Annotated in this window: 11 protein-coding genes and 1 tRNA gene; 8 read left to right on the top strand and 4 right to left on the bottom strand. The window is 62.2% G+C overall.

From position 1 onward, the window contains the following. Nucleotides 1–379 precede the first annotated feature (379 nt). The 7 genes from C7I87_RS16980 to lipB all read left to right on the top strand — a co-directional run bounded on the left by C7I87_RS16980 (nt 380) and on the right by lipB (nt 6,623). The gene (locus tag C7I87_RS16980; RefSeq protein WP_149905284.1) at nt 380–1,051 is read left to right on the top strand and encodes a LuxR C-terminal-related transcriptional regulator; all 672 of its coding nucleotides are present in this window, start codon (nt 380–382) and stop codon (nt 1,049–1,051) included. Between the two features lie 122 nt (nt 1,052–1,173). Continuing rightward, complete coding sequence (locus C7I87_RS16975) at nt 1,174–2,364, top strand: aminotransferase class V-fold PLP-dependent enzyme (RefSeq protein ID WP_149905283.1); 1,191 nt, start codon at nt 1,174–1,176, stop codon at nt 2,362–2,364. Nucleotides 2,365–2,375: 11 nt separating this feature from the next. After that, nucleotides 2,376–3,326, top strand: a complete 951-nt coding sequence (locus C7I87_RS16970; protein ID WP_149905282.1) for an HpcH/HpaI aldolase/citrate lyase family protein — start codon at nt 2,376–2,378, stop codon at nt 3,324–3,326. 51 nt (nt 3,327–3,377) lie between these two features. Then, the gene (locus C7I87_RS16965) at nt 3,378–4,562 is read left to right on the top strand and encodes a malate--CoA ligase subunit beta (protein ID WP_149905281.1); all 1,185 of its coding nucleotides are present in this window, start codon (nt 3,378–3,380) and stop codon (nt 4,560–4,562) included. Nucleotides 4,563–4,576: 14 nt separating this feature from the next. After that, a complete protein-coding gene (gene sucD / locus C7I87_RS16960; RefSeq protein ID WP_149905280.1) occupies nt 4,577–5,476 on the top strand; it encodes a succinate--CoA ligase subunit alpha in 900 nt (299 codons plus the stop codon). A gap of 189 nt (nt 5,477–5,665) precedes the next feature. Then, nucleotides 5,666–5,750, top strand: a tRNA-Leu gene (locus tag C7I87_RS16955). Between the two features lie 129 nt (nt 5,751–5,879). Beyond that, nucleotides 5,880–6,623, top strand: coding sequence for a lipoyl(octanoyl) transferase LipB (gene lipB / locus C7I87_RS16950; RefSeq protein WP_149905279.1), 744 nt, complete (start codon nt 5,880–5,882; stop codon nt 6,621–6,623). 165 nt (nt 6,624–6,788) lie between these two features. Here the strand turns inward: lipB and C7I87_RS16945 are convergent, their stop codons facing one another. Beyond that, nucleotides 6,789–8,039 carry a site-2 protease family protein gene (locus C7I87_RS16945; RefSeq protein ID WP_149905278.1) on the bottom strand — a complete coding sequence of 417 codons (1,251 nt, stop codon included), beginning with the start codon at nt 8,037–8,039 and terminating at the stop codon, nt 6,789–6,791. Nucleotides 8,040–8,543: 504 nt separating this feature from the next. Between C7I87_RS16945 and C7I87_RS16940 the strand changes: the two genes are divergently transcribed. Further along, complete coding sequence (locus tag C7I87_RS16940) at nt 8,544–9,572, top strand: hypothetical protein (protein ID WP_149905277.1); 1,029 nt, start codon at nt 8,544–8,546, stop codon at nt 9,570–9,572. Between the two features lie 468 nt (nt 9,573–10,040). On the opposite strand, the gene C7I87_RS16935 is transcribed toward C7I87_RS16940, so the two are convergent. Genes C7I87_RS16935 through proS form a run of 3 tightly spaced genes read right to left on the bottom strand, consistent with a single transcriptional unit; the run spans nt 10,041 to nt 13,332 of the window. Beyond that, nucleotides 10,041–10,721, bottom strand: a complete 681-nt coding sequence (locus C7I87_RS16935; protein WP_135915676.1) for an ABC transporter ATP-binding protein — start codon at nt 10,719–10,721, stop codon at nt 10,041–10,043. Next, entirely contained in the window at nt 10,721–12,007 is a 1,287-nt protein-coding gene (locus tag C7I87_RS16930; RefSeq protein ID WP_149905276.1) for a lipoprotein-releasing ABC transporter permease subunit, read from the bottom strand. The genes C7I87_RS16935 and C7I87_RS16930 overlap by 1 nt, the downstream gene beginning before the upstream one ends. Further along, nucleotides 12,004–13,332, bottom strand: a complete 1,329-nt coding sequence (proS, locus tag C7I87_RS16925) for a proline--tRNA ligase (RefSeq protein ID WP_149905275.1) — start codon at nt 13,330–13,332, stop codon at nt 12,004–12,006. Before proS ends, C7I87_RS16930 begins: the two co-directional genes overlap by 4 nt. Nucleotides 13,333–13,734 lie beyond the last annotated feature (402 nt).

Raw genomic sequence — 13,734 nt, 5'->3', positions numbered from 1 at the left:
GCCATCAGAATCCCGGAAAAGGTGCAAATCAGGTCTAGACCATGATTCCGCAAAGTGGAAACCGGTTTTCGGATCCGGCGCCCATACAAAGCGATGGCGATCCGGAACGCCTCAACTTCGCAACATCTTCTTCCAACGCACGGGAATTTCAGGTCAAACGCATGCTTGCCCGCTCACGTCGGGGCTTCGCCGATGCGTGCTATCATGGGCGCACGGACTCTCGATTTCATCGAAAGAAGGGCGCCCTTCGGCTTCCTGCGGCGCGACAGCTGATGTCGCTGGGGAAAGAGCACCCCTGCACCATTGCGGCAGAATTGTCATGATGCAGGTCCAGGCATCGGCTGGACCCGCCAGGCCGCAACAAAAAAGCCGGAAGCCCTTGAAGATCAGGTCTCGGACAGAAAACAAGGCAATCGAGGAGCGGCGCGTTCGCGTGGTCGTGGCCGAACGCAATCCGCTCGTCATATCGGCTCTGCGCGAAATGCTGGAATGCGACGGGCGCTTCGAACTTCTGGCCTCGGTACAAAGCGGCAGGCATTTCCTGGAGCTGGCAACGGTGCGGGAGTTCGATGTCGCCGTGATCGGCTGGAAGCTCTCCGACATGGACGGCGCGGACGTCCTGGCCGAGGTCCAGGACAGCAAGCTCAACGTTCGCATCGCGGTTTTTTCAAACGACCATGACATCGGCATCCTGAAACAATGCGTGCGCCTGGGGGCTCAGGGCTACTGCTTCCAGTTCGACGATCCCGCCATCATCTTCGACACGATCCTGGCAGTCGCCCATGGCCGCATCTGCATCCCCTATATCGACATCAACAAGGTCAACGACACGCCTCTGTCCCGGCTTACCGTGCGCGAGCGTGAACTGCTGGCGGTGCTGTCCGACGGCTGGACCAATTTGCAGATCGCGACCCGGACCGGCATCTCCGAGAATACGGTGAAATACCATCTCAAGAATCTCTACGACAAGCTGGACGTCCGCAACCGCGCCATGGCGGTCGCGCTCTATTCGAGCGAGAAGCGTCGAAGCCCCAAGTCGCCTATCGGGTAGGCCAACCGGGTAGGAGCACGCCACCCGCACGGGCCAAGAACTTACCCGGCAAGGTGTTGTTGGCCGGCCTTTCCGACGCGACACTTCCTCCCATAATCCAAAACGATCGGAGGAGTTCGCGCATGGCTGGGTTCACTCATCTCTTCATCCCCGGACCCACAAACATTCCCGAACAGGTGCGGCAGGCGATGAACCTGCCGATGGAGGACATGCGCGCGGCCACCTTCCCCGACCTCACCCTGCCGCTGTTCGAGGACATCAAAAAAGTCTTCAAGAACGAGACTGGCCGCGTCTTCATCTATCCGTCCTCCGGCACCGGCGCCTGGGAAGCGGCGATGACCAATGTGCTCAGCCCCGGCGACCGCGTGCTGATGTCGCGCTTCGGCCAGTTCTCGCATCTGTGGGTCGACATGGCCGAGCGGCTCGGCTTCGAGGTCGACATGATCGACTGTGAATGGGGAACCGGCGTGCCGCTGGACCTCTATGCGGAGCGGCTGAAGGCGGACAAGACACACCGCATCAAGGCGGTCTTCTGCACCCAGAACGAGACGGCGACTGGCGTCACCAGCGATGTCGCAGGCTGCCGCGCGGCGCTCGACGATGCGAACCACCCAGCGCTCCTCTTCGTCGACGGCGTCTCGTCGATCGGCTCGATCGACTTCCGCCAGGAGGAATGGGGCGTCGACTGCGCCGTCAGCGGCTCGCAGAAGGGCTTCATGCTGCCGGCCGGCCTCGGCTTCCTCTCGGTCAGCAAGAAGGCGCTCGTCGCTTCCAGAACCGCAACCCACCGGCGCTGCTTCTTCTCCTTCGAGGACATGATCCGCGCCAACGACGCCGGTTATTTCCCCTATACGCCTGCGACGCAATTGCTGCGCGGCCTGCGCGCCTCGCTCGACCTGATCGCCGAAGAAGGGCTGGACGCCATCTTCGCCCGTCACCATCGGTTGGCCGAAGGCGTGCGCAAGGCGGTCGACGCCTGGGGACTGAAGCTCTGCGCCAAGGCGCCGAAATGGCATTCGGACACGGTCAGCGCCATTCTCGTGCCGGAAGGCATCGACAGCGGCGACGTCGTCAAGCGCGCCTACGAGGCCTACCAGACGTCGCTCGGCGGCGGCCTCAACAAGGTGTTCGGCAAGGTTTTCCGCATTGGCCATCTCGGCTGGCTGAACGAGGTGATGGTGCTGGCCTCGCTGTCATCGGCTGAAATGGCGCTGCTCGATTGCGGCGTCCGACTGGCGCCGGGCTCCGGCGTCGGCGCCGCTATCCAGCATTTCCGCGCCTCGGCCGCGGTGCCGGTCGCCGAAGCCGCCTGAGGGGAGAGAAGATGAGCCACACCATCAACCACCTCAAGAAACTCAGGCTGCAGCGCAGCGAGCTGGCGGTTCCCGGCTCGAGCCCGGAGATGATCGACAAGGCGGCCAACAGCGCCGCCGACTTCGTCTTCCTCGACATAGAGGACGCCGTCGCCCCGCCCGACAAGGAACGCGCCCGCAAGAACATCATCCAGGCGCTCAACGACATCGACTGGCGCGCCAAGGGCAAGACCGTTTCGGTACGCATCAACGGCCTCGACACCCATTATATGTACCGCGACGTCGTCGACGTGATGGAACAGGCCGGCGACCGGCTGGACACCATATTGGTGCCGAAGGTCGGCGTGCCGGCCGATCTCTATATGGTCGAGGCCATGGTCAACCAGATCGAGATGGCCAAGGGCTTCAAGACCCGTGTCGGCCTGGAAGCGCTGATCGAGACCGCGCTTGGCATGGCCAATGTCGAGGCCATTGCCGCGACGCCAGGCCGGCTGGAGGCGATGCATTTCGGCGTTGCCGACTATGCCGCCAGCAACAAGGCGCGCACCGTCAACATCGGCGGCCTCAATCCCGACTATCCCGGCGACCAGTGGCATTTCGCCCTGTCGCGGATGACCGTCGCCTGCCGCGCCTATGGGTTGCGCGCCATCGACGGGCCGTTCGGTGATTTCTCCGATCCGGAAGGCTACAAGGCGGCCGCCAGGCGCGCCGCCGCGCTCGGCATCGAAGGCAAATGGGCGATCCATCCCTCGCAGATTGCCTTGGCCAACGACGTGTTCTCGCCGCCGGAGAAGGAAGTCACGCGCGCCCGCCGCATCCTCGAAGTGCTGAAGGAAGCCGAGGCGCAGGGCAAGGGTGCTGCGGCGCTCGATGGCAAGATGATCGACGCCGCATCGGAGCGCATGGCGCGCAACGTGCTGGTGGTCAACGACGCCATCGAACGCGCCGGCCAGCTCAATTAGCCAACGAGGGCCGCGCGTCGCGGCATTTTGACGATCTGGGGAGGAGAAAAAATGGACATCCACGAATATCAAGCCAAGGAACTGCTCGCCCGGCATGGGGTGCATGTGCCGCGCGGCGGCCTGGCCTACAGCCCGGAGCAGGCGACCTACCGGGCGCGCGAGATCGGCGGCGGCAAATGGGTGCTGAAGGCGCAGGTTCATTCCGGTGCGCGCGGCAAGGCCGGCGGCATCAAGGTCTGCTCCAATGACGAGGAGATTTCCAGCGCCGCCGAAGCCATGCTCGGGCGCAAGCTGGTGACCCACCAGACCGGCCCGCGCGGCAAGCTGATCTCGCGCCTCTATCTGGAGGAAGCCGTCGACATCGCGCAGGAGCTCTATCTCGGCTTCGTGCTGGACCGCAAGGAAGAGCGCGTCATGATCGTCGCCTCGGCCGCCGGCGGCATGGAGATCGAGGAGATCGCCGAAAGAGCGCCGGATTCCATCATCCGCGCCACCGTCGATCCGGGCGTCGGCATGCAGCGCTTCCAGGCGCGCGAGATCGCCTTCGGGCTCGGGCTTGAGGACAGCCTGATCGGCAAGGCGACCGAGACCATCTTCAGCTGCTATCAGGTGTTCCGCGACTACGACGCCTCGATGCTGGAGATCAATCCGCTGGTGGTGACCCGCGACGGCAGCCTGGTGGCGCTTGACGCCAAGATGTCGTTTGACGAGAACGCGCTGTTCCGGCGGCCGGAAATCTCCGAATTGCGCGACAAGAGCCAGGAAGACCCGCGCGAAACCTTCGCCAGCGACCGGGGCCTCTCCTATGTCGGCCTCGACGGCAATATCGGCTGCATCATCAATGGCGCCGGGCTCGCCATGGCGACGATGGACATGATCAAGATCGCCGGCGGCGAGCCGGCGAACTTCCTCGACATCGGCGGCGGCGCTTCGCCCGAGCGGGTGGCGAAATCCTTCCGCGCCGTGCTCGGCGACAAGAATGTCGAGACGATCCTGGTCAACATCTTTGCCGGCATCAACCGTTGCGACTGGGTTGCCGAAGGTGTCATCAAGGCGATCCGCGAGGTCGGTGTCAACGTGCCGCTGGTGGTGCGGCTTTCCGGCACCAGGGCCGAGGAAGGACGCAAGATCCTAGCCGATTCCGGCGAGGCGGTGATCGTCGCCGACACACTCGCCGAAGCCGCCGAAAAAGCCGTCGCCGCATGGCGCACGGCCACCAAGAAAAAAGCAGCCTGAGGGAGGACAGAAAAATGGCAATCCTGCTCAATCGCAGCACGCGCGTCATCGTGCAAGGTTTCACCGGCAAGATCGGCAGCTTCCATGCCGAGGACATGAAGCGCTACGGCACCAAGCTCGTCGGCGGCGTCACTCCGGGGAAAGGCGGCCAGACGCATCTCGGCCTGCCGATCTTCAACACAGTCAAGGGCGCGGTGCGCGAAACCCGTGCCGAAGCCAGCATCGTGTTCGTGCCGCCGCCCTTTGCCGCCGATTCGATCATGGAGGCGGCGGATGCGGGAATAAAGCTCTGCGTCTGCATCACCGACGGCATCCCCTCGCAGGATATGATGCAGGTCAAGCGCTACATGCGCCGCTACCGATTCGAGGACCGCATGCGGCTGGTCGGGCCGAACTGCGCCGGCATCATCACGCCGGGACAGGCGCTGATGGGCATCATGCCCGGCTCGATCTACCTTCCCGGCCGCGTCGGCATCGTCGGCCGCTCGGGAACGCTGGGCTACGAGGCCGCTTCGCAGATGAAGGCGCTCGGTATCGGCGTCTCGACCAGCGTCGGCATCGGCGGGGATCCGATCAACGGCTCCTCCTTCAAGGACGTTCTGAAGCTGTTCGAGCAGGACGACGAAACCGACGCCGTGGTGATGATCGGCGAGATCGGCGGACCGCAGGAAGCCGAAGCCGCGATCTGGGCGCGCGACAATATGAGGAAGCCGCTGATCGCCTATATCGCCGGACTTTCCGCCCCGAAAGGCCGCCGCATGGGCCATGCCGGCGCCATCATCTCGGCCTTCGGCGAGTCCGCGCAGGAAAAAGTCGAGATCCTGAAAGAGGCAGGCGTGATCATCGTGCCGACGCCGTCGTCCTTCGGCGACGTCGTGGCCGATACGCTGGCTCGGACGAAGAAGGCGGCTTAGCCGCAGGGTCGGGCGAAATCAAGACGCGGCAACGCGGTCTCGGTAATGCGCCGCCCGCCTTGGTCTCGGGCGTGCAAAGCGGTTGATCCGTTATAGCCACTCTCAGCGATTAAATCCTCGTGGCGCACTTGTTTCGCTGGAAACGATTTGCTACACGCCGCGAGCCGGTCGGTTCCGGCTCTACCACGTGCGGTCGTGGCGGAATTGGTAGACGCGCAGCGTTGAGGTCGCTGTGGGGCAACCCGTGGAAGTTCGAGTCTTCTCGACCGCACCAAATCATCCTGGCGACACAGCCTGCGGATCGAACGAGCAAGCACTCAATTGCCTTGCTGGAGCCCAAGCGCACGGCGAACTGGACGTTTCCGCCCGACATAGCCATATGGAAGGCGACGAGAGAGACGCCATGCCAGAACGCAGCCAGATCGCCACGTCGTTCCTGCCTTTGCCCGGTTCGGCGCCGGTCGAATGGCTGGTCGAACCTGGCCTTACCGCCTATCCCGATGCGCTGGCCTTCATGGAGGCGCGCGCCGAGGCGATCCGTAGCGGAGCCGCCGGCGAGATGGTCTGGCTGGTCGAGCATCCGCCGCTCTACACCGCCGGCACCAGCGCCCGCATCGAGGACCTGATCGAGCCTGACCGCTTTCCGGTCTTCGCGGCAGGACGCGGCGGCGAATACACCTATCATGGGCCTGGCCAGCGGGTTGCTTATGTCATGCTCGACCTCAAGCGCCGTCGCGAGGACGTGCGCGCCTTCGTCGCCGCGCTCGAACAGTGGATCATCGTTACGCTCGCCGCCTTCAACGTGCGGGGCGAACGCCGCGAGGACCGGGTCGGTGTCTGGGTGGTGCGGCCCGATCGCCCTGCCCTGCCGGACGGCTCACTGGGCGAGGACAAGATCGCGGCGATCGGCATCCGGCTGCGGCGCTGGGTCAGTTTTCATGGCATCGCCATCAATGTCGAGCCGGACCTCGCCCATTTCGGCGGCATTGTTCCTTGCGGCGTGCAGGACCATGGCGTCACCAGCCTCGTCGATCTCGGCCTGCCCCTGACCATGGCCGATCTCGACCTGGCGCTGAAATCCGCTTTCGAGGACGTATTCGGTCCCGCCACAGCCTTGCCCGCCGAAGCTTCGCGCAAGGCCGGCTGACACTGTCGGTCTGGGAACTGCTTAAGGTGTATTGAGATTCAGGTCAGGCCGAGCCGAAAACTGTGGGTTCCGAGAACCGGAGCGGAGCGTACTTGAAGTACGTGAGCACCGGAAGCGCAGGAAGCCACCGTTTGCAGGCCGGCATCACCTGAATATCAACACACCTTAGATCAGTTGGGCGGAAGCCCACAGCACGCCGCAGCCATGGATGGCGAACACCGCCAGCAAGGCCCCTGCGATGACGAAGCGGTCGACGGTGCCGATCGGCTCCAGTTCGTGACGTGGCTTCACCCCGCTGCCGACGGTGAGCAGGCTGAGGATCGAAAAGACCGCGCCGGCCGCGAGCAGAAAACCTGACGAAAAACCCGCCCGCCAGCCAAGCGCCAGAAAGGCCGAAAGCAGCGAGAACGACGCCAGCGCCAGGACGACCGGCCCCGGGCAGATCTGGCGCAGCACCTGGCCACCGTCGAATTTCCACACCGGCACCAGATTGGCGATGTTGAACAGGGCCACGCAGCCTGCAAGAGCGGCCAGCAGCGCGGCTGCGGCCTTGTGGCCTTCGCCACCGGCAAGCACGCTGGCGGCGATGACGATCGGCACCAGGAAGGCGGAGAACCCCGCCCCCATCAATGCCACGAAAGCCACTTCGAAACGGCTGTTATAGGGCCGGCCGCCAATGGCGATGCCGCCAAGCAGCGGGATGAAGATCATCCGCGCCCTGCGATGGCCCGTCAGCCGGAACGCCGCCATGTGGCCGAGTTCGTGCAGTGCCACCACCGACGTCAGGATCGCGGCCAGCGCCAGCCCGCCGAGGTGAAGGCCGAAGAACGGCCACAGCATCAATGCCGACAGCACGGCAAAGCCGACCTGGCTCAGCGGATGCTCGAACCACCCGCCCTTGCGATACTGCCCGGTCCTTGCCCAACGCTGCAATTTGGACAACTCGCGGCGCATGGCGAAGTAACGGAACACCAGGAAGGCGACGCCGCGATACCGGTCGGTTCGGCTGAGCGTCACGCGCGTGCCGCTGCCCTGAGAAACCAGTTCGGCGGTCTCGCCATAATCCTTCCAGAACGAGCCATCGAGCGCGGTATCCTCGATCACCCGCATCGAGAAGCGGCTGCCCTCGACGACATCTTCGAACCGCGCCCTGCGCTCTATCGGCTTGCCGTCGCGGCCCTCCCACGACAGCATGATGCGGGCCACGCCATCTTCGTCCAGCGGCTGAGCCGACAGGATCTCGCCGGACCAGCCGGCATCGCTGCCAAGTGGCCACAGGGCCTGCCACAGGCGCTGTCGGTCCATTGCCACGATGCGGCTGGACCGGACCGTGCGCAAACCAAGCGGCACGGTCATCAAGAGAAAAATCAGCCCGAGATTGCTGGCCACGAGAATGGCCGTGACGATGGGCGACACCTGGACGTTGCTCCTGCCTGGAGGCGCACCCTAACGTCGCGGCGGCAAGAAAAGCTTAACGGCGGAGCGGCTTATGGCCATCGGGAAACAGCGATGGCGGACGCCGCCAACTCACATGGCTCCGATCCAGATCGCCATGGAAACAAGAAACGCGCTCATGCAAACCAGCGAGATGACATCCTGAACCAGATCGGTCATAACTCTCTCCTGTTGTTGATATGTTCGCAATTTGTTCTAATTTTGTTTCAATGTCAATTGCTAGGGGGGTATGGAGATAGGTCGAGAAATTAGCAGGGTTAGCGAGGGGTTAACGGATTTCAAATCGCCAGATAGCTGAAGATCAGCTTGTGAATGCCGTAAGCGGTGTCTTGCTAGCACGTTGATTGTGGTTCGACAGTCGATATCCGGGATAGCAGCGGTGATCGGCGCGGCAACTATTCGCCATTTGCCGTCATTCTTGAAATCGGTAGTATTCCAAGCCATCGTCAATGAACTGGTTGAACCATGCTGAAAATAGATAGCGGGCGATTACAAGACCCGAAAATTCTTTCACCGGTTGAGATTGTCCAGGAATGCGAGACACGTGGACGATTGGTTGTTCAGTTCAGCAGGCCAGAAGCATATACGCCCGGGATTTTGGCGTCGCTGAATGAGGCCTGCGGGCTAGTCAAAGATCGCCTTCAAGTTCGATTCTACGGGCATTACAGCGGGCGTTTCGATGCAATGACTCTCCGTCATCTGCCTGAAACACGTAACCTCGCAGTCGATTGCCTGACTGCAATCGACAATGAGGAGGAGATCGGGCGGCTCCCAAATCTGAAGTTGCTAAACTTCGGGGTCTTTGAGCTGGACCGCCCAGACTTTCTGAGAACGATAGAACTTCGCCATTTGGCGCAGCTTTCGCTCGGCGAAAACCGCAAGCGGAACTTTGATCTTTCACCCTTGGCCGACTGCGAGTTGCTCGACAGCCTTTTTATCCAAGGCCACTCAAAGGGTATCGACGGGTTGGAAGGCGTGCCTCGGTTGCGGACGTTGACATTAAGTGGTTATGCCAAGAAACATGCGCTGAATTTTGTGAACGGCATATCGACGCTGAAGGAGCTGAAGTTGATCTTGGGAGGTCGTGCCGATCTTGACGACCTGTCGAGCAAGTCTATTGAGATTTTGCAGATTATCCGCGTGCAGGGGCTAACAACGATGGGTGATCTGTCTCGGTTGCCCGCACTATCGGCGCTTCGGATTGACGACCAGATTCAACTGAAGCAGGTGGACTTGAACGGAGCGAGCCTCAAGCGGCTTGCTCTGTTCAATTGCAAAAGCTTGGCGGAGTTGCCCGGGTTGGATACGCAGGATCAACTTCGGGAATTCTTAGCGTCTCGCGTAGCACTCGACCTTGACGGCCTGCGTGATCGGGAATGGCCTTCAGCTACGCGATCCGTTAGGCTTTTCTCCGGCAAAAACAAATGGAACGATGACGCCGCAGCTCGGCTGACTGCGCGAAATCTAAACGAGAGCAGCGACCTCTGGCTTTGATCTGGCGACGGTCCGATCAGACTTGATATGGCCGCGTCGGGCTGGAGCTTGTAAACAACGTAAATCGGCTAAATTCGGAAGAAGTATTCTACGATTCGGTTCAATATTATCTCATCCAATGCGCGGCCGAAGTTATGACTGGAGGTGCCACAGATGGCGCGGCGGCGTAGGCTTCCAGTCCTGGAGGATCAGGATTAGAGCGCGCTTGTGTTAAAGTTTGGCCGAGGCGACAATTCTTGGGCTGAGGCACTGCTGAGCGATGGACGTGGGGAAGTACGGAGGCGCAAATCAAGGTGACCGCTGGCGAAAGCGTATGCGACAAGGCCGCCGGCGACGCCTCTCTCGCAACCTTGTAATTTGGTTGTTCATTGTGGCGACGAGCGCGATATCGTCCACTCTGATCGCAATAAACGCTCACTGGCGATTCTAAGCCAGCTCCGCGCGGTACACCCCGAGCGAAACGATTCCTTAAAGCGGCACCACCTTGCCGTCGGCGAGCGTGACGCGCCGGTCCATGCGTGATGCCAGCTCATGGTTATGCGTGGCGATCAGCGCCGCGAGCCCCGATTGCCGAACCAGCGCTTCCAGCGCCTCGAAGACGTAGGAGGCTGTGACCGGGTCGAGGTTGCCGGTCGGCTCGTCGGCGAGCAGCACCAGCGGCGCATTGGCAACCGCACGCGCAATGGCGACACGCTGCTGCTCGCCGCCGGACAGCTCGGATGGACGGTGCGACGCCCGCTTGCCGATCTGCATGTAGTCGAGCAGCTGCGCCGCGCGCTCGCCCGCTTCCTTGCGCGGCAGCCCCTTGATGAGCTGCGGCATCATGATGTTTTCCAGCGCCGAAAACTCCGGCAGCAAATGATGGAACTGGTAGACGAAGCCGACATCGTTGCGGCGGATCGAGGTGCGCTCATCATCGGACAACCGCCCGCAGGCGCGTCCGGACAGGATCACGTCTCCGGCGTCAGGACGCTCCAGCAGGCCAGCCGTGTGCAGCAGCGTCGACTTGCCGGTGCCCGACGGCGCCACCAGCGCCACCATCTCGCCGCGCCGCAGCGAGAAATCGGCGCCGTTCAGGATGGTGAGCTTGCGCGGCCCCTGGACGTAGTGCCGCTCGACGCTCTTCAGCTCGATAATGACCTCGGCCACTACTCGTACCTCAAGGCTTCGACCGGATCGAGGCGGGCCGCCCGCCACGCTGGAAACACCGTTGCCAGGAAGGACAGCGCCAGTGCCATGATGATGACATAGGTCGTCTCGCGCGGGTCCATCTTGGCCGGCAGTTGGCTGAGAAAATAGAGCTCCGGATTGAACAGCACCTTGCCAGTCATCCAGGAGAAGAACTGGCGGATCGATTCGATGTTGGTGCAGATCAACACGCCGAGCAGCACGCCGGCGAGCGTGCCCGTCACGCCGATTGCCGCTCCCGTCATCAGGAAGATGCGCAGGATGGCGCTGCGCGAGGCGCCCATGGTGCGCAGGATGGCGATGTCGTGCCCCTTGTCCTTCACCAGCATGATCAGTCCGGAAATGATGTTCAGCGCCGCCACCAGCACGATCAGCGTCAGGATCATGAACATGACATTGCGCTCGACCTGCAGGGCCGAAAAGAAGGTCTCGTTGCGCTGGCGCCAGTCGACAAGGTCGATCGGGCGTTGCGCCGCCTCTTCCACCTTCGGCTTCAGCGCGTCGACATCATCGGGATTGTCGACATAGATCTCGATCGTCTGCGCCCGGCCGTCCATGTTGAAATAGAGCTGCGCTTCGGAGAACGGCATGTAGACGATGGAGCTGTCATACTCCGACATGCCGACTTCGAAGATCGCCGCGATCTTGTAGCCCTTCATGCGCGGCGTCGTTCCGAGCGGCGTCACGTCACCGTCCGGCGAGATCAAGGTGATGGTATCGCCGAGCGTCAGGCCGAGATTCTCGGCCATCCGCTTGCCGATGGCGACGCCCTCGCCCGTATCGAAATCGGCAAGCGAGCCTTGCTTGATGTTTTTGGCAACGATGGCGATCTTGCCGAGATCCTCACCCCGGATGCCGCGCACCAGCGCGCCGGTGCCGCCGCCGACATTACCTTGCGCCAGCACCTGGCCGTCGATTAGTGGAATGGCGTACTTGACCCCGGACACACCGTTGATGCGGCTGGCGACTTGGGCATAGTCCTCGAGCGGCGAATCGAGCGGCTGCACGATCAGGTGTCCATTGACGCCAAGGATGCGCGTCAAAAGCTCGGCGCGGAACCCGTTCATCACAGCCATGACCACGATCAGCGTGGCGACGCCCAGCATGATGCCGAGAAAGGAGATCGAGGCGATCACCGAGATCACCGTCTCCTTGCGCCGCGAGCGCAAATAGCGCCACGCAACCATGCGTTCGAAGATTGAGAACGGTCCGGCGCCCGCCGATCTCGCTGCCGCCGCCTCGCTCATGCGGCGGCACCGAAGCGTTTTTTCGCGTCGGCGATCGGCAGCGTCACCCGCTCGCCGCTCTTGCGATTCTTGATCTCGATCTCGCCGGCGGCTACGCCGCGCGGTCCGACGATCACTTGCCAGGGCAGGCCGATCAGGTCGGCAGTGGCGAATTTGCCGCCCGGTCGCTGGTCGGTATCGTCGTAGAGCACATCCTTGCCGGCGGCGGTGAAGGCAGCGTTGAGTTCGTCGCAGACGCGGTCGCAGTCGGCATCGCCCGCCTTCATGTTGATCAGCCCGATATCGAACGGCGCCACCGCTTCCGGCCAGATGATGCCGTTCTCATCGTGACTTGCCTCGATGATCGCCGCGACCAGCCGCGACGGGCCGATGCCGTAGGAGCCGCCCGAGGCGAAATGATCCTTGCCGTCGGGCCCGGTCACCTTGGCACCCATCGGCTTGGAGTATTTCTCGCCGAAGTGGAAGATATGGCCGACCTCGATGCCGCGAGCCGAAACCTTGTCGCTTTCAGGGACCTTCTGCCAGGCCGCCTCGTCATGCATCTCGTCGGTGGCGGCGTAAGGTGTCGTCCACGTCTTGACGATATCCGATATCTCGCCGTCATTGGCGAAGTCGGTGTTCGCACCGGGCACGGCAAGCGACAGATACTCGCGATGGCAGAAGACCTGGCTTTCGCCGGTATCGGCCAGGATGATGAATTCGTGGCTGAGGTCGCCGCCGATCGGCCCGGTGTCGGCCCGCATCGGGATCGCCTGCAGGCCCATGCGGGTGAAAGTCCTGAGATAGGACACGAACATCCTGTTATAGGCGGCTCTCGCGCCCTCGAAGTCGAGATCGAAGGAATAGGCGTCCTTCATCAGGAATTCGCGCGAACGCATCACGCCGAAGCGCGGCCGCACCTCGTCACGGAACTTCCACTGGATATGGTAGAGGTTGAGCGGCAGGTCCTTGTAGGACTTGACGTAGGCGCGAAAAATCTCGGTGACCATTTCCTCGTTGGTCGGTCCGTAGAGCATGTCGCGGTCCTGACGGTCCTTGATGCGCAGCATCTCCTTGCCGTAGTCGTTGTAGCGGCCGCTCTCGCGCCACAGATCGGCCGACTGGATGGTCGGCATCAGGATCTCCAGCGCACCGGCGCGGTTCTGCTCCTCGCGGATGATCTTGCAAACCTTGTCCAGCACCCTCTTGCCCAGCGGCAGCCAGGAAAAACTGCCCTGCCCCTGCTGGCGGATCATGCCGGCGCGCAACATCAGCCGATGCGAGACGATTTCGGCCTCGCGCGGATTTTCTTTGAGGATAGGCAGGAAATAGCGCGACAAACGCATGGACTGGTCCGTGAATGAGAATGTCCACGCCAGAATCGGCGCGGCGCAGGCTTGCTTGCCCCGGCTTCATAGCGATTTCATGACGGAATGGAAACCCGGCCATCCCACCACATCAGCTCCTTCCGCCCCGGAATCCCTCGCTTCCGGATCAGTCCACGCCGACAATGGAACGCACCGAACCTCTTCGGGGTTGACCGCCAATTCTTTGCGCGCGTCAATTGCGAACATGCCGCAAAGGCTCTGTCGACCCTGCCTGTCCGTTTCAAAAGCAAAGCCTGCCGCACTATTGTGCAGTGCAGCACGAGAATGCCCGTTTCAAGGCAAAATTCTTCGTGACATTTTCATTTCCGTTAGGCTAATGTGCCCCGATAACCGAGAGGGCAGAAACAAATCTGCCTTCCT

Source organism: Mesorhizobium sp. SARCC-RB16n, assembly GCF_008520305.1.
In the GTDB taxonomy this organism is placed as follows: Bacteria; Pseudomonadota; Alphaproteobacteria; order Rhizobiales; family Rhizobiaceae; genus Mesorhizobium.
The sequence above is the reverse complement of the archived record's forward strand: the minus strand, read 5'-3'. Positions and strand labels throughout refer to the sequence as shown.